Here is a 19,011-nt window from a genome sequence, read left to right on the forward strand (position 1 = left end):
ATGCGCGCGGCCCTTGTTGGACTTGCCCTTTCATTCGCGCCTCTGAGCCTTGCCGCCCAGACCGCGCCTGCCAGCGACCGCCCCGCCGTTCTGGTGGCCGATCAGGTCTTCATTACACGCGATAAGGTTTTGGTCGCGCAGGGAAATGTCGAAGCCTTCCAAGGTGAGACGCGGCTGCGCGCCACGGCAATCCGCTATGATCAGGCCACCGGCGCGCTTAGTATCGAAGGGCCGATCGTGCTGTCTAAGGGGGAGAATACCACGATCCTCGCCGATGCGGCCTCACTCGATGCGGGTTTGCAGTCCGGCCTTTTGCGCGGCGCGCAGATGATCCTTGAACAGCAGCTGCAGCTTGCCGCCGTGCAGATCAACCGTGTCGAAGGGCGTTATAGCCAACTTTACAAAGCCGCCGTAACCTCTTGCAAAGTCTGCGAAGATGGCGAAACACCGCTCTGGCAAATCCGCGCGAAACGGGTGGTGCATGATCAATTGGCGCAGCAGCTTTACTTTGACGAGGCGCAGTTTCGCATCAAGAACGTGCCCATCGCCTATCTGCCCCGCCTGCGCCTGCCCGACCCCACATTGGACCGCGCGACCGGGTTTCTGGCGCCCACGATCCGCTCGACCTCGCAATTGGGCGTCGGGCTGAAACTGCCCTATTTCATCAAGATCGGCGATCACCGCGATCTGACGCTGACCCCCTATCTATCCGCCGAAACCCGCACGCTTGAGTTCCGCTACCGTCAGGCTTTCGTTTCGGGGCGGATCGAGTTCGAAGGGGCGATCACCGATGATGAATTGGATCCCGGCAAAACCCGTGGCTATCTCTTTGGCACCGGCAGTTTCGATCTGCGGCGCGACTACAAACTGTATTTCGATATCGAGACCACGAGCGACAGTTCCTATCTGAGCGACTATGGCTATTCGGGTAAGGACCGTCTGACCAGCGAATTGACCGTCAGCCGCGCACGGCGCGATGAATATATGCGGGCAACCCTGCTGAACTACCAATCGCTCCGCGATGGTGAGGACAATGATCTGCTGCCCAACCTGGTCTTGGATGGTGAATTCCAGCGGCGCTATTTCCCGACTTCCGTGGGCGGCGAACTCCGCCTGACGCTTGAGGCCCATAGCCACCGCCGGTCGTCGGACCTCAGCACCGATGGTAATGGGGATGGCGAAGCCGACGGGCGCGATGTGTCGCGGCTTAACGGGGAGGCCGCTTGGCTGCGGCGTTTTACCTTCGGCAATGGTCTGGTGACCGATGTTGAGGCGGGGGCAAGCTTTGGTCTGTTCAACATCGCGCAGGATGCCGTTTATGACGGGCGCTACTCCGACCTCGTGCCCCATGCTGCCGTCACCATGCGCTACCCCATGCAGCGCCGCGAGGCCGCAGGCGTGGTGCAACAGCTTGAACCGCTGGTGCAATTGGGCTGGACTGGCGGTGATCGGCTCGACATTCCGAATGAGGAAAGCACGCTTGTGGAATATGACGAGGGCAACCTCTTGGCGCTCAGCCGTTTCCCCCGGCCCGACCGGCGCGAACGGGGTGCTGTGGCGGCCATCGGGGTGAATTGGGCGCGGCTCGATCCCAACGGCATGGATGCCAGCCTGTCTTTCGGTCAGGTGATCCGCGCTGATGCTGATGATGCCTTTAGCTTTAGCTCAGGGCTGCAGGGCACCCATTCCGATTTCCTGCTTGCCGGGCAATTGCGCAGCGACAACGGTCTGGCGCTTATCGGGCGCGGGCTGGTCGACGATGACTTCGAGGTCGCCAAGGCCGAGTTGCGCGGGGTCTGGGATTTCAAACGCGGGCAGATCTCGGGCAGTTATGTCTGGCTACACGAAGATGCCGCCGAGGACCGCAACGAAGACGTGTCGGAGATCACCTTTGACGGCAGCTATTCGATCAACAGCCAGTGGCAGGCCTCCGCCGAATGGCGGTTCGACCTTGCTGACGAACGCGCGGCGACGGCGGGTCTTGGCCTGAGCTACAACAATGAATGCGTGCAGGTCGACCTTTCCGTGAACCGCAGCTATTCATCCTCAACAAGTGTTGAGCCCTCAACGGATATCGGTTTTAACATCGGCCTCAGGGGCTTTGCCGCAAACACCGGAACAGAAAGATACGTACGCTCATGTGGGAAGTAACGAAACAGACCGTCCGCGCCGGGATCCGTGGGACTGCGGCACTCGCCCTTGCTCTGGTCATCGGCCAATCCGCAGCGGCGCAGAACCTCTTTGCGCCCGTGGCGCGTGTCAATGACGAGGTGATCACCGGCTACGAAGTGCAGCAGCGCCAGCGCTTTATGCAGCTGATCGGCGCCCCCGGGGCCGATACCGACAGCGTGATCGACAGTCTGATCGACGACCGCCTGCGTGGGCAGATCCTTGATCAAGCCGGGCTTGAAGTCACCCCTGAGGGCATTCGATCCGGCATGGCGGAATTTGCCAGCCGCGCGGATCTGACGACCGAGGAGTTTCTGAAAGTCCTTGGCCAAGCGCAGATTTCCGAAGAAACTTTTCGCGATTTCATCGTGATCAGCGCCGCATGGCGTGACCTTATTCGCGCGCGCTATAATGGCCGCGTTAACATCACCGACGAAGAGGTCGACCGCGCCCTTGGCAGCAGCCGTGGCAACAATGGTCTGCGCGTGCTGTTGTCGGAGATCATCATCCCCGCCCCGCCGCAGAACGCCGATCAGGTGAATGCACTCGCCGAACGGATTTCTGAGAGCCGCTCCGAAGCCGAGTTTTCGTCCTATGCCAGCAAATACTCCGCCACCGCCTCGCGCGGGCGCGGTGGCCGGATGCCTTGGACACCGCTGGAGAATCTGCCCGCCAGCCTGCGGCCCATCCTGCTTGCCCTCGCCCCGGGTGAGGTGACAGCGCCGCTGCCCATTCCCAATGCCGTGGCGCTGTTCCAGCTGCGCGGCATCGAAGAGACCGGCAAGCCGAGCGTCGAGTATTCCGAGATCGATTATGCCGCCTATTACATCCCCGGTGGCCGTTCCGAGGCTGCCCTGTCGCGCGCGGCACAGCTGCGCGGTCAGGTGGATCAATGTGACGACCTCTATGGCGTGGCCAAGGGCCAGCCCGCCAACGTGCTGGACCGTGGTACCAAGGCCCCGGCGGAGATCCCGCAGGACGTGGCCATTGAACTGGCGAAACTCGATCCCGGCGAAGTCTCCACCGCGCTGACCCGTGCCAATGGGGAGACTTTGGTCTTCCTGATGCTCTGCAACCGCACCACGGCGGCCAATGCCGATGTCAACCGCGAGGCGGTGGTCAGTTCGATCCGGCAGCGCAAGCTTGAGGGCTATGCCACACAGCTGCTGGAACAGGCCCGCGCCGAAGCCCGTATCACCCGCCAATGAGCCGCCCGTCCCGGCCGGTGGCCATCACCTGCGGTGAACCCGCCGGGATCGGCCCCGAGATCGCCGCCCGCGCTTGGGCGGCGCTTTCGAAGGACATCCCAATGGTCTGGATCGGCGACCCGCGTCATCTGCCGCAGGATGTTCCGCACCGCGTGATCGGCAGCCTGGATGAGGTGAGCGCGCCCAGTGCCGACGCGCTGCCCGTGCTCCCCCATCCCTTCGACAGCGCCGCCCTGCCGGGCGTGCCGCAGCCCGGCCATGCGCAGGGGGTGATCGATGTGATCGCCCGGGCGGTCGATCTGGTGCAGACGGGCGCCGCCTGCGGCGTCTGCACCGCGCCGATTCACAAGAAGGCCCTGCAAGACGGGGCCGGTTTCGCCTATCCGGGCCATACCGAATACCTCGCAGCGCTGGCAGGCGTCGACGACGTGGTGATGATGCTCGTCTCTGATCAATTGCGCGTCGTGCCTGCCACGATCCATATCGCGCTCGATCAGGTGCCGCAGGCGCTGACCCCTTCGGGCCTGCGCCGCACGATTGAGATCACCGCGCAGGAATTGCAAAACCGCTTTGGCATCGCCCGCCCCCGGATTGCCGTCGCCGGGCTGAACCCGCACGCGGGCGAAGGCGGCAGCATGGGCCGGCAAGAGATTGACTGGATCGCGCCGCTGATCCTTGAGATGCAGGGCGAAGGCTTTGCGCTGACCGGGCCGTTGCCTGCCGATACGATGTTCCACGCCCGCGCCCGCGAAGGCTATGACGCGGCGGTGGCGATGTATCACGACCAAGCGCTGATCCCGATCAAGACCTTGGATTTCGACCGGGGCGTGAATGTGACGTTGGGGCTGCCCTTCGTGCGCACCTCGCCCGATCACGGCACCGCCTTTGACATCGCGGGCCAAGGGCGCGCCAACCCGACCAGCATGATCGAAGCGATCAAATTGGCATGGCAGATGGGCCAGAAGACATGAGTGCAATCGACAATCTCCCGCCGCTGCGCGAGGTGATCAACACCCACGAATTGGCGGCGCGCAAGTCCCTCGGCCAGAACTTTCTGCTGGATCTGAACCTCACGGCCAAGATCGCGCGTCAGGCCGGGGATATGGCCGATTGCGACGTGTTGGAGATCGGCCCCGGGCCCGGAGGCCTCACCCGTGGGCTGTTGGCTGAAGGCGCGCGTCATGTGTTGGCGATCGAAAAGGACCGCCGCTGCCTGCCCGCGCTGGCCGAGGTGGCGGAACATTACCCCGGTCGCCTGACGGTGATTGAAGGCGACGCGCTTGAGATCGACCCGCTAAGCCATCTAACCCCGCCCATCCGGGTGGCCGCCAACCTGCCCTATAACGTCGGGACCGAACTGCTGGTCCGCTGGCTCACCCCGCCCGAGTGGCCGCCGTTCTGGCAAAGCCTCACGCTGATGTTCCAGCGCGAGGTGGCGGAGCGGATCGTGGCGCAGCCGGGGGCGAAAGCCTATGGGCGGCTGGCCGTGCTGGCGCAGTGGCGCAGCGACGCGCGGATCGTGATGCAGTTGCCGCCGGGCGCCTTCACCCCGCCGCCCAAGGTCTCGTCGAGCGTGGTGCATCTGACCGCGCTGCCCGAGCCGCGCTTCCCTGCTGATCCGAAGGTGCTGAGCCATGTGGTCGCGATGGCCTTCAATCAGCGGCGCAAGATGCTGCGCTCGGCGCTGAAAGGCGCCGCGCCGGATATTGAGGACCGTCTGACCGCCGCGGGGCTGAAACCCACCGACCGCGCCGAACAGGTGCCGCTTGAGGGGTTCTGCGCCCTCGCCCGCGAGATTGCCAAGGGGTAACCATGCTCTACCGACTATTGCTCGTCTTTGCCCTGTTGCTGGGGCTTTCCGCCTGCGCCCTGCCGCGCAACGGCCCACCACCTCTGGGCACCGAGGCCGAGATCGCGGAACTCGCTCGCGCCATCGAAGACCTCTCTCCACAGGTAAATCCCGAAGAGGCCGCCCGTGCCGCGCGGATCGCTTACCGGCATACCCATGAACTGGCGATCGCCTATCAAATCACGGACCCGCCGCTGATCCATAACGTGAAGGTCAACAACGGCAGCAAGCCGCGCGGCCTGTGTTGGCATTGGGCTGAGGATTTGGAGAACCGTCTGAAGGCCGAGGGGTTCGCCACGCTCGACCTGCACCGCGCCATCGCCAATGGCGACTCGCGGATCCTGCTGGACCATTCCACCGCCATCATCTCAGCCGCCGGGGCACCGATGCAGGCGGGGCTTGTCCTTGATCCGTGGCGGCGCGGGGGCGAGCTGTTCTGGTCGCCGGTCACCAGCGACCCGCGTTATGACTGGGCGCCGCGCGAAGAGGTGCTGCGGCGCAACGGGCGGATCAGATATGTGCAGGCGGGGATGGAAGGGTAAATCTGCCCCGCGCTGCCGACCCTCACCACCCACGAAAAAGCCCCGCAAATCGCGGGGCTTTTCTTATTCTGCGACCTTTGCGGTGTCGCTCTTGCTGTCGCCACCCTCCTGCGGCTGTGCCTCTGCCGCTTTCGGTTTGGGCTTGCGGCGCGGGGCGCGTTTCGGCTTGGGCTTGCTCTCGGGCGTGTCGACCAGCGTGCTCTCTTCGCTGTTCGTCTCGGCCTCGGCCTGCTGTTGCGCGGGCTCTTGCTGCTCGAGCTGTTTGTCGGCTTTCGGCTGCTCGCCCTGCGACTGGCCGCCCTGCTGTGCCTCGCGCTCCTGACGCTCGGCCCGCTCGCGATCCCGCTCGGCCTGACGCTCACGGTTCTGGCGCTCTTGCTCCTCGCGGCGCTGGTCCACTTCGCGCTGTGCCTCGCTCAGCAGGCGCAGGTAGTGTTCGGCGTGCTGTTGAAAGTTCTCGGCGGCCACACGGTCATTGCTCAACTGTGCATCGCGGGCCAGTTGGTTGTATTTCTCGATAACCTGCTGCGGCGTGCCGCGCACCTTGCCCTCGGGGCCGGAGCTGTCGAAAACACGGTTGACGACATTGCCGCCGCCACCTTGCGACGAGCGTTTGCGGTTATTCTTCGACCGGGAGCGTGATCTGGGAGAATTCATGGAATGATGTCAGCCTTGTGTGCTGTGTGTCGTTCACCGGGGGTGCAAAGCACGTCTTGAACCCGGCCTAAGCGATATGTTGGGCATAGTGCCGCGCGGGACCGCCTGTGGCATCCACCGCTGCAACACCCCTGACTAACCATGCCAGAAAGGCTTGGGCAAGAAGAAACTGCCGCTTAGCCCGCCAAATGGCGGTTTTTTCGCGATTTCACGCCGGTTTATCGGCTGAAACGACCCTTGGCCGCCCATCGAGATCATGCGCCAGCGTGACCCGGCCCCAGCCCGCCGTGGCAAAGATTTCCTGCACCGCTTCGCCCTGTTGCCAGCCGATTTCGACCATAACGCGGCCTTGGGGCGTGAGGTGGCCCTGCGCCTCGGCGGCGATGATGCGGTAGATGCTCAGCCCGTCTTGGCCGTCAGTCAGCGCCATTTCCGGCTCATGCTGGCGCAATTCGGGAGAGACATTGGCCATTTCCTCGGCGGCCAAATAGGGCGGGTTCGACAGGATCAGGTCAAACCGCCCCTCAACGGCGCTGAACCAGTCGGACTGCCGGATATCGGCGCGGTCGGCCACCCCGTGCTGCACCGCATTGGCGCTGGCTTGAAGACAGGCAGCTTCCGAGAGGTCCACGCCCAGCCCAGTCGCCGCCGCCCGTTCGGCCAGCAGGGTGACGAGGATACAGCCCGAGCCGGTGCCGAGGTCCAGAATGCGGGTGAAATCCTCGCCGAGCGCAAGGTCGATCAGGGTCTCCGTCTCGGGCCGCGGGTCAAGCACATCGCGGCTGATCGCGAAATCGCGGCCATAAAAAGCCCGCCGCCCGATCAACTGCGAGACTGGCACGCGCACGGCGCGCAGGGCGATGAGTTGGTCAAAGCGTTCGGCGACCTCGGGGGCGATTTCCTCGGGCGCGATGAGGGTCACGCGGGCGGCATCGACGGCGGCGGCATGGGCGAGCAACAGCCGCGCGTCCCGCGCCGGATCGGGCACACCGGCGGCACGCAGCCGTCCGGCGGCGGCGGCCATAGCTTGGGCGGCGGTCTGAGGCCTCACCCCTCCATCTCCGCCAATTGCCGCGCTTGGGCGTCAGCAGTCAGCGCATCGACGATCTCATCCAGATCGCCCTGCATCACGGCTTCGAGCCGGTATAGCGTCAGGTTGATCCGATGGTCCGTCATACGACCTTGGGGGAAATTATAGGTGCGGATCCGCTCAGAGCGGTCACCGGAGCCCACCTGAGCCGCCCGGTCGGCAGAGCGTTCGCTGTCCATCCGGCTGCGCTCCATATCATAGAGCCGCGCCTTGAGCACCTGCATCGCCTTGTCGCGGTTGCGGTGTTGGGACTTCTCTGACGAGGTGACGACGATCCCGGTCGGGATATGGGTGATCCGCACGGCGGAATCGGTGGTGTTGACGTGCTGGCCGCCGGCGCCCGAAGAGCGCATCGTGTCGATCCGCAGGTCATTTGCGTTGATCTCGATATCCACATCTTCGGCTTCGGGCAGGACCGCCACGGTCGCCGCCGAGGTATGGATACGCCCGCCGCTTTCGGTAGTGGGCACGCGCTGCACGCGGTGCACGCCGCTTTCGAACTTGAGACGGGCAAAGACATTCTGACCGGTGATATGGGCCACGACCTCTTTCACGCCGCCGAGTTCGGTCATCTGGCTTTCGATCAGGTCGAACCCCCAGCCCTGCGCCTCGGCATAGCGTTGGTACATGCGCAGAAGGTCACCGGCGAAAAGCGCCGCCTCATCGCCGCCCGTGCCGGGGCGGATCTCCAACATGGCGGGTTTCGCATCCGCCGCGTCGCGCGGGAGAAGTGCGAGTTGCAACCCCTCCTCGACCTCCGGCAGACGGGCGCGCAGGCGCGGCAGTTCATCCCGCGCAAGCTCGGCCATCTCGGGGTCTTTCAGCATCTCTTCGGCCTCTTCAAGGTCGCGCTGGAGCTGCTGGTAGAGGTCGATCTGATCGACCACGGGCTTGAGATCGCTGTATTCTTTCGCGAGGGCTGCAAAATCGGCCCCATCAGAGCCCGCAGACATGCTGGCCTCCAGAAACTGGAAGCGTTGCGAGATTTGCGCGAGGCGGTGCATCGGGATCATGGGGTTCCTGTCGCTTATGCAAATGCTTTGGTCAAGAGGCGGCTTGTGCTATCATGGGCTATGACACGTCTTATGCCGCTCATCTGCCTTATGGGCCTGACGGCCCTGCACCCTGCCCTTGCGGATGTCAAAGCGCCGGGCGGCAAGACGATTGATTGCTATTGCACCAACAGCAGCGGTGCCCGTGTGGAACTGGGTGAGACCATTTGCCTGCAAGTGGATGGGCGCATGTTCATGGCGCAATGCCAGATGTCGCTCAATGTGCCGATGTGGCGGGAGGTGCAGCAAGGCTGCCTGTCATCGCGCCTCGATCTGATCAAGCCATCCGTTGACCCGCTTGGCGTTGACCCCCAGATCTGATCGGCCAAAGCGCGAGCGGCCATAGACCTCGACATAGCGCGGCGCGTCTCCGTAGACGCCGATGGTGGTGAAATCGGGATAGCCCATCAATTTGGTGCGGGTGACATAGGTGACCTGCCCCTCGGCGAGCGATCCGGCGACGACTTCGGTGCGCGGGGTTTGCAGGATCACCCGGTCAAGCTGGGCCAAGGTCTCGGCCCCGTCGCCGTCGACCGGCGCGCGCCGGATATAGCTGTTGGTGCCTTGGGTCTTGCCCATCTTCTGCCCTTCGGCCTGAACATGCCAACGCGCGGTGTCGATGGGCGCAAGGCGGACATAGGCCACCAAGGCGACGAGGGCGATCACGATGATCCAGAACAGCATTTTAAGCACCTTTCAAAGCTCGGCGGTCAGGGGCGACGGAGGTCGCAGTAAGCAAGCCGGCCCGCCGTTCAGCGGACCGGTGCGTGATGTCGTGGCTTTCGCTCACGCGGTTCTCATGCGGTGACCCAACAGCGACAGAATCTCGGTCGCGACATGGGCACCCGCCACCGCCGTGGCGCCGGTGGTGTCGAAGGGGGGCGAGACTTCGACAACGTCACCGCCCATGATGTTGATCCCCGCCAGATCGCGCAGCATGATCGACGCTTGCGCCGAGGTCAGCCCGCCCCACACCGGCGTGCCGGTGCCGGGGGCAAAGGCCGGGTCAAGCGCGTCGATGTCAAAGGTCAGATAGCAGGGGCGATCGCCGAGGATCTTCTTGATCTTGGCAACGGTGGCCTGCGGGCCCTTCTCATGCACCTCACGCGCGTCGATGATATTGACGCCCATCGTGTCCTCATTGGTGGTGCGAATGCCGACCTGCACGCTGGTCGACGGGTCGACAATGCCAGACTTCACGGCCTTGTAGAACATCGTCCCGTGGTCGATCCGGTCCATGTCGTCGTCTTGCCAAGTATCCGTATGCGCATCGAACTGTAACAGGCTGATGGGCCCGTATTTTTCCGCATAGGCCTTGAGGATCGGGAATGAGATATAGTGATCCCCCCCCAGCACTACAGAGGCCGCCCCGGCGTCCAGAATGGTCTTGATATGGGCCGTCAGGGCGGCGGGAAACTGGCTGACATGACCATAGTCGAAGGCCAGATCGCCGTAATCCGCGATGGCGAATTCGCTGAGCACGTCGAAATCCCAGCCATAGGGCGCATCGGGCGCTTGCAGCGCGCTGGCCTCGCGGATGGCGCGGGGGCCAAGGCGCGTGCCGGGGCGGTTGGTCACCGCTTGGTCGAAGGGCACGCCTGTTACCGCGATGTCGACGCCGGTCAGATCCTTGGTGTATTTCCGTCGCAGGAAGGAGGTTGCCCCGCCAAAGGTCAACTCATAGCTAGGCCCTTTGAGGTCCTCGCGGGTAAAGGCCATATCCATCTGTTTGGCCGCGTCTTCCAATGCCATTAGTTGCCTCCTGCTGGCTGCGCCCGCTCAACGATACGGGCGAAAAAGGATGCGCCAAGCGGCGCGATCTCGTCGTTGAAGTCGTATTCCGGGTGGTGCAGCCCCGCGCCTTCCCCGGCCCCGAGGAAGAGATAGGCGCCGGGGCGTTTTTCAAGCATGAAGCTGAAATCCTCCGCACCCATCTCGCGGCCATAGTCGCCGTGCACTTGGGCCGCGCCCACCACCTCTGTCGCTGCCGCGATGGCGGCCTCGGCCTTGACCGGGTCATTGACCGTGGCGGGATAGCCGACCTCATAGTCCAACTCGGCGGTGACGTCATAACTCGCCGCCTGCCCGTCCACGATCTGCTGCATCCGGCGCATGACCATGGCTTGCACCTCACGGTCAAAGGTGCGCACGGTGCCGTTGATATAGGCCGTCTCAGGGATGATGTTATCGGCGGTGCCGGTGTGAATCTGCGTGACTGAGACGACCAAATCCTGCGCCGCGACATGGTTGCGGCTGACGATGGTCTGAATGGCCGTGGCGATGCCACAGGCCGCCACGACGGGGTCGCGGCTCTCATGGGGCATCGCGCCATGGCCGCCTTTGCCCTTGATATGAATGTGGAATTCATCCACCGCCGCCATGATCGGCCCCGGCGTCGTGTAGAATGCGCCTTCGTCAAAGCCGGGCGCGTTGTGGATGCCGTAGACCTGCGCGATTTCGAAACGCTCCATGATGCCTTCTTCGACCATCACGCCCGCGCCGCCGCCCGCCTCTTCGGCGGGTTGAAAGATCAGCGCTACCCGGCCTGCGAAATTGCGTGTCTCGGCCAGATATCGCGCGGCGCCGAGAAGCATGGTGGTATGCCCGTCATGGCCGCAGGCGTGCATCTTGCCTTCCCGCGTGCTGGCATAGTCCTTGCCCGTTGCCTCTTGGATCGGCAGCGCATCCATATCGGCGCGCAGGCCGATGGTCGGGCCTTCGCCCTGCCCCTCGATGATCGCCACGATGCCGGTTGTCGCGATGCCCTCGTGCAGATCATCCACACCAAACGCGCGCAGCCGCTCGGCCACAAAAGCTGCCGTCTCATGGCAGTCGAACGCCAGTTCGGGAATCCCGTGCAAATGGCGCCGCCATGCTGTCATATCCTCCGCAAAGGCGTTGATGCGGTTCACCACGGGCATGGGCTGGACTCCTTGGGTTTGGTTTGGTCAGGGTGCATCTGACACCAGACATACGGGGCCTGCAATGCCGGACAACACAAAAGCCGATCTCATTCACGATTCAGATGCCGGGATCGAACGGTTGCTCGAAATCATGCGCCGCCTGCGCAACCCTGAGACGGGCTGCCCGTGGGATATCGAGCAGGATTTCGACAGCATCGCCCCCTATACCATTGAAGAGGCTTATGAAGTCGCGGATGCCATCGCACGGCGTGATTGGGGCGAGCTTGAGGGGGAGTTGGGCGATCTGCTGCTGCAATCGGTCTATCACACGGCGATGGGTGAAGAAGCGGGGCATTTCACCTTTCAATCCGTGGTCCGCAACATCAGCGATAAGATGGTGGCGCGGCATCCGCATGTCTTTGGCGACGAATCCCGCGACAAGAGCGCCGAACAGCAGACCGCCGATTGGGAAAAGATCAAAGCCGCCGAACGCGCGGGCAAAGCACAGGGGGGCACCTTGGACGGGGTGGCGATCGGCCTGCCAGCGCTGTTGCGGGCGATGAAGCTTCAGAAACGCGCGGCGCGTGTGGGGTTCGACTGGCCCGAGACGACGCAGGTGCTCGACAAGATCACCGAAGAGGCTGCCGAATTGGTCGAGGCGAAGGACCAGCTGAGCCAAGCGGAGGTCGAGGAAGAATACGGCGATCTGCTCTTCGTCATGGCCAATCTGGGCCGTCATCTGGGGCTGGACCCGGAGGCCGCTTTGCGCGCCGCCAATGCCAAATTCACCCGCCGGTTCGAAGGGGTCGAGGCCCGGCTTGCCGCCATGGGCAAAGCCCCGCAAGACAGTGATCTGGCCGAGATGGACGCGCTATGGGAGGCGGTGAAACTGGCGGAACGCGGCTAATCCCCCGGGCAGCGGCTGGACAAAGCCCCGCCCCTCCGGCAAGGCTCTGCCCCAAGCAATTTGACGAAAGTAAGCCCATGACCCCGCGCAAAATCATCATCGACACCGACCCCGGACAGGACGACGCCGTGGCGATCCTCCTTGCCCTCGCCAGCCCGCAAGAGATTGAGGTTCTGGGCATCACCTGTGTCGCGGGCAACGTGCCGCTGGACCTGACTTCGAAAAACGCGCGGATCGTTTGCGAATTGGCGGGGCGGGATGATGTGAAAGTCTTCGCCGGTTGCGACCGCCCGCTGGGGCGTGATCTGGTGACGGCGGAACATGTGCATGGCAAGACCGGGCTCGACGGCCCTGACCTGCCCGATCCAACCATGCCGCTGGCCGAAGGGCATGGGGTGGATTTCATCATCGAACAGGTCCGCGCCCATCCCGCAGGCAGTGTAACCCTTTGCCCCTTGGGGCCGCTGACCAATATCGCGACCGCCCTGCAAAAAGCGCCCGACATCGCTGAGAAGGTGCAAGAGATCGTGCTGATGGGCGGCGGCTATTTCGAGGGGGGCAACATCACGCCCACGGCGGAATTCAACATTTACGTCGACCCCCATGCCGCTGATATCGTTTTCAAATCCGGCATTCCGATCGTCGTGATGCCGCTCGATGTCACCCATAAGGCGCTGGTCACCAAACCGCGCAACGATGCCTTCCGCGCACTTGGCACCAAGGTCGGCGTCGCCGTGGCCGAGATGACCGATTTCTTCGAGCGGTTCGACAAAGAGAAATACGGCTCCGAAGGCGCGCCGCTGCATGATCCTTGCGTCACCGCCTATCTGATCAACCCCGATCTTTTCCAAGGCCGTCATATCAATGTCGAGATCGAAACCCAGTCGGAGCTGACCATGGGCATGACCGTCGCCGACTGGTGGCGCGTGACCGACAGCACACCCAACGCGCTTTTCGTAGGCGACCTTGATGCCGATGGGTTCTTTGCCCTGCTCACCGAAAGGCTGGCCCGCCTATGAGCGCACATCTCACCCTCGGCGCGCCTGAGCATCTCGACAAGCTTGTCGCTCTTGTTGCGGCATTCCATGCCGAAGCGGGGATCGAGATGAGCGATGAACAGCGTCGCCGCGGGCTGGCGCCGCTGTTGGACGGCATCCCCCATGGCGCCGCCTATCTGATCGGCCCGCCCCGCGCGCCCATCGGCTATGTGGTGATCTGTTTCGGCTGGTCGGTTGAATTCGGCGGGTTGGACGCCATCATTGATGAAATCTACGTCCGTCCCGGCGTGCGGGGTCGCGGCATCGCCTCGGAGGCGCTGATCGCGCTGCCCCGGGCGCTGGCGGCGGGCGGGCTGCGGGCCGTCCATCTTGAGGTGGATCGCAACAATGCCGCGGCGATGAAACTCTATACCCGTGCGGGCTTTCGCCCGCGCGAGGATTACATGCTTATGTCCCGGACCCTGTGATGCGTATTCCTTTCGATAACAGCTATGCCGCCCTGCCCGAGGGGTTCTTTACCCGGCTGGCTCCCACGCCTGTCAAAGCGCCCCAGCTTTTGGCATGGAACGCCGAATTGGCGGCGGAACTGGGTATCGAAGGGGCTGAGCCCGCGCAAATCGCGCAGGTCTTCGCCGGAAACGATGTGCCTGCGGGGGCCGAACCCCTGGCGCAGCTTTACGCCGGGCATCAATTCGGCAACTTCAACCCGCAGCTTGGCGATGGCCGGGCGATCCTGCTGGGGGAAGTCGTCGATCAGAGCGGCCAGCGCCGCGACATCCAGTTGAAAGGCTCTGGCCCCACGCCCTATTCGCGGATGGGCGATGGCCGCGCATGGGTCGGGCCGGTGCTGCGGGAATATCTGGTGAGCGAGGCGATGCATGCCCTTGGCGTGCCCACCACCCGCGCCCTGGCCGCTGTCGCCACCGGAGAGCCGATCCTGCGCGAAAGCGGCCCCCTGCCCGGCGCCATTGTGACCCGCGTCGCCGCCAGCCACCTGCGCGTCGGCACCTTTCAGGTCTTCGCCCATCGCGGGGAGACTGACGCGCTCAAAACCCTCACCGACTATGCCATCGCGCGCCATTACCCCGAGGCCGATGGCCCGCTTGGCCTTTTGCGCGCGGTCTGTGCCGCGCAGGCGGAACTGGTGGCGCAGTGGATGGCCGTGGGCTTTATCCACGGCGTGATGAACACCGACAATTGCAGCATCTCGGGCGAGACGATCGATTATGGCCCCTGTGCCTTTATGGATGCCTTCCATCAAGGCCGTGTCTTCAGCTCCATCGACTGGCAGGGGCGCTATGCCTATGGAAACCAGCCGCAGATCGTGGTCTGGAACATGGCGCAGCTGGCGACCTCGCTCTTGCAGCAGATGGAGGACAAGGAGAGCGCCGTCGAAGAGGCCACCGAGATCGTTCACGACATGCCCGACTTGATCGAAGCCGCATGGCTGCGCCGTTTCGCGGCCAAGGTTGGTATCTCAACGCCGCGGGCCGAAGATGTCGATCTGATCAACGAATTGCTGGGGCTGATGCAAAAGGATGGCGCGGACTTCACCAATGCCTTCCGTGCCCTTCCTACAGATCAAGCCCGCGACCAGTTCACCGACCGCGACGCTTTTGACACATGGGCCGAAGGCTGGCGCGCGCGGATCGAAGGGGAACCCGATCCGCAAGCGGTGATGAATGCGGCGAACCCCGCCGTGATCCCCCGCAACCACCGGATCGAGCAGATGATCGAGGCCGCCGTCGCAGGCGACATGGCCCCTTTCGAGCGGCTGATGAAAGCGCTGGCCACCCCCTTTGACGAGACGGACCCCAAGCTTCAGCGCCCGCCAACCGAGGACGAGATCGTGCCCGCCACATTCTGCGGCACCTAAGCTCAGTGGCTGCGGGGTTTACGGTTAATCAGGTAAATCCCCGCCGCCACCGCCAGCAATGCGGCCCAAATGCTCAGCCCCACCTCTTCCGAGAGGATCAGCCAGCCCAGAAGCACGGCAAAGACCGGCGACAGGAAGCTAAAGGAGGCGACAGAGGCTGCGGGATAGATCGTCAGCAGCCAGAACCACGCCAGAAAGCCAAAGCTCGCCACCGCGATGATCTGATAGGCAAGCCCCGCTAGATGCACCGGGGCCACCTCGCGCAGCAAGGGGCCAAAGAGCGGCGCAAGCAGCAGAAGGATCGGGGCGGAGATCACCAGTTGCATCATGAGTTGCTGCGCGGGCGGCACCTTGGCCAGCGGCGTGACGCGAACGCAAAGCGCGATGCCGGCCCAGCAGAGGGCGGCGAAAAGCGCCAGAAGATCGCCCAGCCAATGCGCCCCTTCGGTTCCGCCATCGCTTAGCGCCAGCACCACACCGCCCATGGCCAGCCCCATGCCGATGAGCCGCGCCCCGCTTAGCCGCTCTCCCGGTAGCCACAGATGCGCGGCAATGCCAAGCCAGACCGGCATGGAGTAAAGCAGGATCGAGGCGCGGCTGACCGTAGTCAGATCGAGCGCGAGGAACAGGCAGACAAACTCAAGCGTAAAGAAAAGCCCTGCCGCCACACCGCCCCATAGCGCAGCGCGCGGGATCGACAGGCTGACGCCCCGCAACCGCATCCAGATCAGCAGCAAAAACACCGCCCCGAGAGAGCGCAGCCCGGCCAGAAAGACCGGGTTGAAGCCGCCAGTGCTGACCTTGATGACGACTTGGTTAAAGCCGAGGTTCAGCGCGAAGAGCACCAGTGCCACGGCGCCGAATGTATCAATGTGTGATTTGCGTTCCATCCCGCCAGAAGCGCTGCCCGGATCAGATAAGTCAATGGCGCGCCGCGGTTTTCCGGGCGCGCCATTTCGCTGTCCTAGGGAGGTGCCTCGGCTCAGGCCGCCTGCTGGCCGCCCGGCTTGCCACCGCCGCCACCGCGCCTGCGACGCCGCCCGCCGCTTGGCTTGCCCGCGCCTTCACCACCGCCGCCGCCGCCACCGGGACGACCGCCACCACCACCGGGGCGGCCACCGCGTCTGCGGCCCCGGCCCTTGGGTTTCGCAGGCTCATCAATCACTTCCCAAGGACGGCCCGAGGCCACGGGGATCGAAATGCCCATGGTCTTTTGGATCGCCTTCAGTTCGCCCATTTCATCGGGGGCGCAGAAGGCCACGGCGGCCCCGTCCTTGCCCGCCCGCGCGGTCCGGCCAATGCGGTGGACATAGTTGTCCGGCACATTCGGCAGGTCGAAGTTATAAACGTGTTTCACATCCGGAATGTCGAGGCCCCGCGCCGCCACATCGGTGGCCACCAGCACGGTGATATCGCCATTCTTGAACCCCGCAATCGCGCGGTCCCGCTGACCTTGGCTTTTGTTGCCATGGATCGAAGCCGCGTCAAACCCGGCCTTCACCAGCGTCTTCATCAGCTTTTCCGAGCCGTGTTTCGTGCGGCCAAAGACCAGCGCGCGTTCGCCCTTGTGCTTGGCCAGCAGCTCTTTCAGCAGTTCGGTCTTCTCGGCCTTGGCGATGAAATGCACCTCTTGCGTCACCTTATCCGCCGCCTTGCCCGGAGGCGAGACTTCGATGCGGATCGGGCTGTTGAGATAGCTGTTGGCGATCTCGTTCATCAGCTTGGGCATGGTCGCCGAGAAGAGCATTGTCTGCCGCTCTTTCGGGATCATGTTCGAGATTTTGCGCAGGTCATGGATGAATCCCATGTCGAGCATCTGATCGGCCTCATCCAGCACGAGAAAGGTCGTTGCGTCGAGCTTGACCGCGCGGCGGTCGAGCAGGTCCAGCAGACGGCCCGGTGTGGCAATCAGCAGATCGACACCCCGTTCCAGACGTTTGATCTGGGTGTTGATCGACTGGCCGCCCACCACCATCGCCACTTTGATCGGCGTGCCTTCGGCATAGCCGCGCAGGTTCACGGCGATCTGCTGCGCCAGCTCGCGCGTAGGCGCAAGCACCAGCCCGCGCACGGAACGCGCTGCGGGGCGGCCCTCGATCTCCATCATCTGGGCCAGCAGCGGAACGCCAAAGGCGGCGGTCTTGCCGGTGCCGGTCTGGGCAAGGCCCATCACGTCGCGCCCGTTCAGCGCATGAGGGATCGCCTGTTTCTGGATCGGGGTCGGCTCGTTCAGCCCCATCTCTTTCAGTCGGGCCACCAGTTTGGCAGGCAGGCCCATCATGTCAAAATCGCTCATTCGTTCACTTTCCGGCCCGCGAAGACGCGCGCCATGTTCTTTCGCCGCGCCACTCAACAGGCGCCACGGGGTCGCGCAAGCCAGATCGCGGGCGCAGGCCACATGCCTCACACCCGTCTGTCGCGCTTGGCCCCACGCGTGATTTTGGGAACATCGGCGGGCCTTGTCGTCAGCGTCCCAGAGGCCCCTCATGGGACTTGGCGCTGATACTGCTCACGCGGCAGAAGGCTTCGCTTGATGCTCACATGGGCGGTGCGGGCGCAAAAGTCAACCGGCGCGGTCAATTCCGGTGGCGTCCGGCGGTGCTAAAATGCTAGGACCGTAGTCCGACGGACGAAGGGCGAGACGATGCGCAACCCGATCATCAAACGCTGCGAGGCCATGGGCCTGCGCATGACAGGTCAACGCCGGGTCATCGCACAGGTGATTCACGACAGCGAAGACCACCCCGATGCCGAAGAGATCCTGACCCGCGCCAGCGTGATCGACAGCGGCATCTCCATCGCCACGGTCTACCGCACGGTGAAGCTGTTTGAGGAAGCGGGCATCCTCGACAAGCTGGAGTTCGGCGATGGCCGGGCGCGCTATGAAGACGCGCAGCGGGCGCATCACGACCACCTGATCGACGTGAACTCGGGCGAGGTCATCGAATTCGTCGATGCGGAAATCGAAGAGCTTCAGGAACGCATCGCGCGCAAACTGGGTTACAAATTACAGGGCCACCGGATGGAACTCTACGGTGTGCCGATCAAGAAGGATGACCCATGACAGAACGTGACCGCCCTTTGCTGGCCGTGTTGATCGACGCCGACAACGTGCCCGCAAAACATGCCGCAGCCATCATGCGGGAGGTCACGACGATTGGGGAGCCTGCCCTGCGACGGGTCTATGGCGATTGGTCGAATGACCACCTCAAGGGCTGGAAAGCGCCGATCCGCGAGTTGGGTTTGGTGGCGCATCAGGAAACCGCGAACACCAAGGGCAAGAACGCCAGCGACATCGGGCTGGTCATTCAGGCGATGGACATCCTGCACAGCCGCCGCTTCGATATTATCGTGATCGTTTCCTCCGACAGCGATTTCACCGCGCTGGTGAACCGCCTGCGCGAAGATGGGGTGACCGTTATCGGCATTGGCGAGAAGAAGACCCACGATTCGCTGCGCAATGTCTACAACCGCTTCATCCTGATCGAAAACCTCGACGAGGTAGAGCCCGACACCCCCTCGCGGGCCAAGGCCAAGGTGGGCGATGCCCTGCCCCTGTTCAAAGCCGCGATGGACAAGATCGACACCGAAGACGATTGGTACAACCTCGGCCAGATCGGCCAAACCATTCAGGCGGCGCATCCCGATTTCGACAGCCGTACCTATGGCCATGGCAAGCTGAGCGCCTTGGCCGCCGACCTCAAAGCCTTGGAAACGCGCAAAGACGGCAACCGCTTGATGGTCCGCCTAAAAAGCTAAC

20 protein-coding genes are annotated in these 19,011 nt (G+C 63.6%); 12 read left to right on the top strand and 8 right to left on the bottom strand.

What is annotated here, in order from left to right:
- Genes ACGYKA_RS10925 through ACGYKA_RS10945 form a run of 5 tightly spaced genes read left to right on the top strand, consistent with a single transcriptional unit; the run spans position 1 to position 5,768 of the window.
- A complete protein-coding gene (locus ACGYKA_RS10925; protein WP_394409576.1) occupies positions 1–2,151 on the top strand; it encodes an LPS-assembly protein LptD in 2,151 nt (716 codons plus the stop codon).
- Complete coding sequence (locus ACGYKA_RS10930; RefSeq protein WP_394409573.1) at positions 2,139–3,377, top strand: peptidylprolyl isomerase; 1,239 nt, start codon at positions 2,139–2,141, stop codon at positions 3,375–3,377. Before ACGYKA_RS10925 ends, ACGYKA_RS10930 begins: the two co-directional genes overlap by 13 nt.
- On the top strand, positions 3,374–4,348 hold the full coding sequence (pdxA, locus tag ACGYKA_RS10935; RefSeq protein WP_394409570.1) for a 4-hydroxythreonine-4-phosphate dehydrogenase PdxA: 975 nt from the start codon (positions 3,374–3,376) through the stop codon (positions 4,346–4,348). Before ACGYKA_RS10930 ends, pdxA begins: the two co-directional genes overlap by 4 nt.
- Positions 4,345–5,187, top strand: a complete 843-nt coding sequence (rsmA, locus tag ACGYKA_RS10940; RefSeq protein ID WP_394407861.1) for a 16S rRNA (adenine(1518)-N(6)/adenine(1519)-N(6))-dimethyltransferase RsmA — start codon at positions 4,345–4,347, stop codon at positions 5,185–5,187. The genes pdxA and rsmA overlap by 4 nt, the downstream gene beginning before the upstream one ends.
- A gap of 2 nt (positions 5,188–5,189) precedes the next feature.
- Positions 5,190–5,768: a hypothetical protein gene (locus ACGYKA_RS10945; protein ID WP_394409567.1), complete on the top strand. Its 579-nt coding sequence runs from the start codon at positions 5,190–5,192 to the stop codon at positions 5,766–5,768.
- Positions 5,769–5,831: 63 nt separating this feature from the next.
- Here the strand turns inward: ACGYKA_RS10945 and ACGYKA_RS10950 are convergent, their stop codons facing one another.
- The 3 genes from ACGYKA_RS10950 to prfA form a co-directional block, all read right to left on the bottom strand.
- The gene (locus ACGYKA_RS10950) at positions 5,832–6,425 is read right to left on the bottom strand and encodes a DUF4167 domain-containing protein (RefSeq protein WP_394409564.1); all 594 of its coding nucleotides are present in this window, start codon (positions 6,423–6,425) and stop codon (positions 5,832–5,834) included.
- Between the two features lie 208 nt (positions 6,426–6,633).
- The gene (gene prmC, locus ACGYKA_RS10955; protein ID WP_394409561.1) at positions 6,634–7,476 is read right to left on the bottom strand and encodes a peptide chain release factor N(5)-glutamine methyltransferase; all 843 of its coding nucleotides are present in this window, start codon (positions 7,474–7,476) and stop codon (positions 6,634–6,636) included.
- Entirely contained in the window at positions 7,473–8,528 is a 1,056-nt protein-coding gene (gene prfA, locus ACGYKA_RS10960) for a peptide chain release factor 1 (RefSeq protein WP_322327676.1), read from the bottom strand. Before prfA ends, prmC begins: the two co-directional genes overlap by 4 nt.
- Before the next feature lie 60 nt (positions 8,529–8,588).
- Between prfA and ACGYKA_RS10965 the strand changes: the two genes are divergently transcribed.
- Positions 8,589–8,888 (top strand): hypothetical protein, encoded by a 300-nt coding sequence (locus ACGYKA_RS10965; protein ID WP_271687199.1) that lies wholly within the window; start codon positions 8,589–8,591, stop codon positions 8,886–8,888.
- On the opposite strand, the gene ACGYKA_RS10970 is transcribed toward ACGYKA_RS10965, so the two are convergent.
- From ACGYKA_RS10970 to ACGYKA_RS10980, 3 genes are all read right to left on the bottom strand, one after another.
- Entirely contained in the window at positions 8,826–9,251 is a 426-nt protein-coding gene (locus ACGYKA_RS10970; protein ID WP_394409558.1) for a DUF1499 domain-containing protein, read from the bottom strand. The two genes, ACGYKA_RS10965 and ACGYKA_RS10970, sit on opposite strands and share 63 nt — an antisense overlap.
- Before the next feature lie 102 nt (positions 9,252–9,353).
- Positions 9,354–10,319, bottom strand: coding sequence for an agmatinase (speB, locus tag ACGYKA_RS10975; protein WP_394409555.1), 966 nt, complete (start codon positions 10,317–10,319; stop codon positions 9,354–9,356).
- Positions 10,319–11,488 carry a M20 aminoacylase family protein gene (locus ACGYKA_RS10980; protein ID WP_394409552.1) on the bottom strand — a complete coding sequence of 390 codons (1,170 nt, stop codon included), beginning with the start codon at positions 11,486–11,488 and terminating at the stop codon, positions 10,319–10,321. The genes speB and ACGYKA_RS10980 overlap by 1 nt, the downstream gene beginning before the upstream one ends.
- Positions 11,489–11,552: 64 nt before the next feature.
- On the opposite strand from ACGYKA_RS10980, the gene mazG reads away from it, so the two are divergent.
- The 4 genes from mazG to ACGYKA_RS11000 all read left to right on the top strand — a co-directional run bounded on the left by mazG (position 11,553) and on the right by ACGYKA_RS11000 (position 15,251).
- On the top strand, positions 11,553–12,377 hold the full coding sequence (gene mazG, locus ACGYKA_RS10985; protein WP_394409549.1) for a nucleoside triphosphate pyrophosphohydrolase: 825 nt from the start codon (positions 11,553–11,555) through the stop codon (positions 12,375–12,377).
- Positions 12,378–12,454: 77 nt separating this feature from the next.
- Positions 12,455–13,396, top strand: coding sequence for a nucleoside hydrolase (locus ACGYKA_RS10990; RefSeq protein WP_394409546.1), 942 nt, complete (start codon positions 12,455–12,457; stop codon positions 13,394–13,396).
- Positions 13,393–13,842, top strand: a complete 450-nt coding sequence (locus ACGYKA_RS10995; protein ID WP_067265911.1) for an N-acetyltransferase — start codon at positions 13,393–13,395, stop codon at positions 13,840–13,842. The genes ACGYKA_RS10990 and ACGYKA_RS10995 overlap by 4 nt, the downstream gene beginning before the upstream one ends.
- Positions 13,842–15,251 carry a YdiU family protein gene (locus ACGYKA_RS11000; RefSeq protein ID WP_394438755.1) on the top strand — a complete coding sequence of 470 codons (1,410 nt, stop codon included), beginning with the start codon at positions 13,842–13,844 and terminating at the stop codon, positions 15,249–15,251. Before ACGYKA_RS10995 ends, ACGYKA_RS11000 begins: the two co-directional genes overlap by 1 nt.
- A 2-nt stretch (positions 15,252–15,253) precedes the next feature.
- Here the strand turns inward: ACGYKA_RS11000 and ACGYKA_RS11005 are convergent, their stop codons facing one another.
- Positions 15,254–16,141 carry a DMT family transporter gene (locus ACGYKA_RS11005; RefSeq protein ID WP_394409540.1) on the bottom strand — a complete coding sequence of 296 codons (888 nt, stop codon included), beginning with the start codon at positions 16,139–16,141 and terminating at the stop codon, positions 15,254–15,256.
- Positions 16,142–16,233: 92 nt separating this feature from the next.
- The gene (locus tag ACGYKA_RS11010; protein WP_394409537.1) at positions 16,234–17,547 is read right to left on the bottom strand and encodes a DEAD/DEAH box helicase; all 1,314 of its coding nucleotides are present in this window, start codon (positions 17,545–17,547) and stop codon (positions 16,234–16,236) included.
- Positions 17,548–17,895: 348 nt separating this feature from the next.
- On the opposite strand from ACGYKA_RS11010, the gene ACGYKA_RS11015 reads away from it, so the two are divergent.
- Entirely contained in the window at positions 17,896–18,315 is a 420-nt protein-coding gene (locus ACGYKA_RS11015; RefSeq protein ID WP_067265902.1) for a Fur family transcriptional regulator, read from the top strand.
- On the top strand, positions 18,312–19,010 hold the full coding sequence (locus tag ACGYKA_RS11020) for an NYN domain-containing protein (protein WP_209217720.1): 699 nt from the start codon (positions 18,312–18,314) through the stop codon (positions 19,008–19,010). Before ACGYKA_RS11015 ends, ACGYKA_RS11020 begins: the two co-directional genes overlap by 4 nt.
- The last annotated feature ends 1 nt before the right edge of the window (position 19,011 follow it).

It is taken from the genome of Sulfitobacter sp. 1A15106 (assembly GCF_043556995.1).
GTDB classification, from domain to species: Bacteria; Pseudomonadota; Alphaproteobacteria; order Rhodobacterales; family Rhodobacteraceae; genus Sulfitobacter; species Sulfitobacter faviae.

What these genes read in the sequence shown, in the direction of transcription:
- ACGYKA_RS10965 (WP_271687199.1), top strand. Translation starts at nt 8,589, where the DNA reads ATGACACGTCTTATGCCGCTCATCTGCCTTATGGGCCTGACGGCCCTG.
- speB (WP_394409555.1), bottom strand. Translation starts at nt 10,319, where the DNA reads ATGGCATTGGAAGACGCGGCCAAACAGATGGATATGGCCTTTACCCGC.
- ACGYKA_RS10980 (WP_394409552.1), bottom strand. Translation starts at nt 11,488, where the DNA reads ATGCCCGTGGTGAACCGCATCAACGCCTTTGCGGAGGATATGACAGCA.
- ACGYKA_RS10925 (WP_394409576.1), top strand. Translation starts at nt 1, where the DNA reads ATGCGCGCGGCCCTTGTTGGACTTGCCCTTTCATTCGCGCCTCTGAGC.
- ACGYKA_RS11020 (WP_209217720.1), top strand. Translation starts at nt 18,312, where the DNA reads ATGACAGAACGTGACCGCCCTTTGCTGGCCGTGTTGATCGACGCCGAC.
- ACGYKA_RS11015 (WP_067265902.1), top strand. Translation starts at nt 17,896, where the DNA reads ATGCGCAACCCGATCATCAAACGCTGCGAGGCCATGGGCCTGCGCATG.
- ACGYKA_RS10930 (WP_394409573.1), top strand. Translation starts at nt 2,139, where the DNA reads ATGTGGGAAGTAACGAAACAGACCGTCCGCGCCGGGATCCGTGGGACT.
- pdxA (WP_394409570.1), top strand. Translation starts at nt 3,374, where the DNA reads ATGAGCCGCCCGTCCCGGCCGGTGGCCATCACCTGCGGTGAACCCGCC.
- ACGYKA_RS10950 (WP_394409564.1), bottom strand. Translation starts at nt 6,425, where the DNA reads ATGAATTCTCCCAGATCACGCTCCCGGTCGAAGAATAACCGCAAACGC.
- ACGYKA_RS10970 (WP_394409558.1), bottom strand. Translation starts at nt 9,251, where the DNA reads ATGCTGTTCTGGATCATCGTGATCGCCCTCGTCGCCTTGGTGGCCTAT.
- rsmA (WP_394407861.1), top strand. Translation starts at nt 4,345, where the DNA reads ATGAGTGCAATCGACAATCTCCCGCCGCTGCGCGAGGTGATCAACACC.
- ACGYKA_RS11005 (WP_394409540.1), bottom strand. Translation starts at nt 16,141, where the DNA reads ATGGAACGCAAATCACACATTGATACATTCGGCGCCGTGGCACTGGTG.
- ACGYKA_RS10945 (WP_394409567.1), top strand. Translation starts at nt 5,190, where the DNA reads ATGCTCTACCGACTATTGCTCGTCTTTGCCCTGTTGCTGGGGCTTTCC.
- ACGYKA_RS11000 (WP_394438755.1), top strand. Translation starts at nt 13,842, where the DNA reads ATGCGTATTCCTTTCGATAACAGCTATGCCGCCCTGCCCGAGGGGTTC.
- ACGYKA_RS10990 (WP_394409546.1), top strand. Translation starts at nt 12,455, where the DNA reads ATGACCCCGCGCAAAATCATCATCGACACCGACCCCGGACAGGACGAC.
- mazG (WP_394409549.1), top strand. Translation starts at nt 11,553, where the DNA reads ATGCCGGACAACACAAAAGCCGATCTCATTCACGATTCAGATGCCGGG.
- prfA (WP_322327676.1), bottom strand. Translation starts at nt 8,528, where the DNA reads ATGATCCCGATGCACCGCCTCGCGCAAATCTCGCAACGCTTCCAGTTT.
- ACGYKA_RS11010 (WP_394409537.1), bottom strand. Translation starts at nt 17,547, where the DNA reads ATGAGCGATTTTGACATGATGGGCCTGCCTGCCAAACTGGTGGCCCGA.
- ACGYKA_RS10995 (WP_067265911.1), top strand. Translation starts at nt 13,393, where the DNA reads ATGAGCGCACATCTCACCCTCGGCGCGCCTGAGCATCTCGACAAGCTT.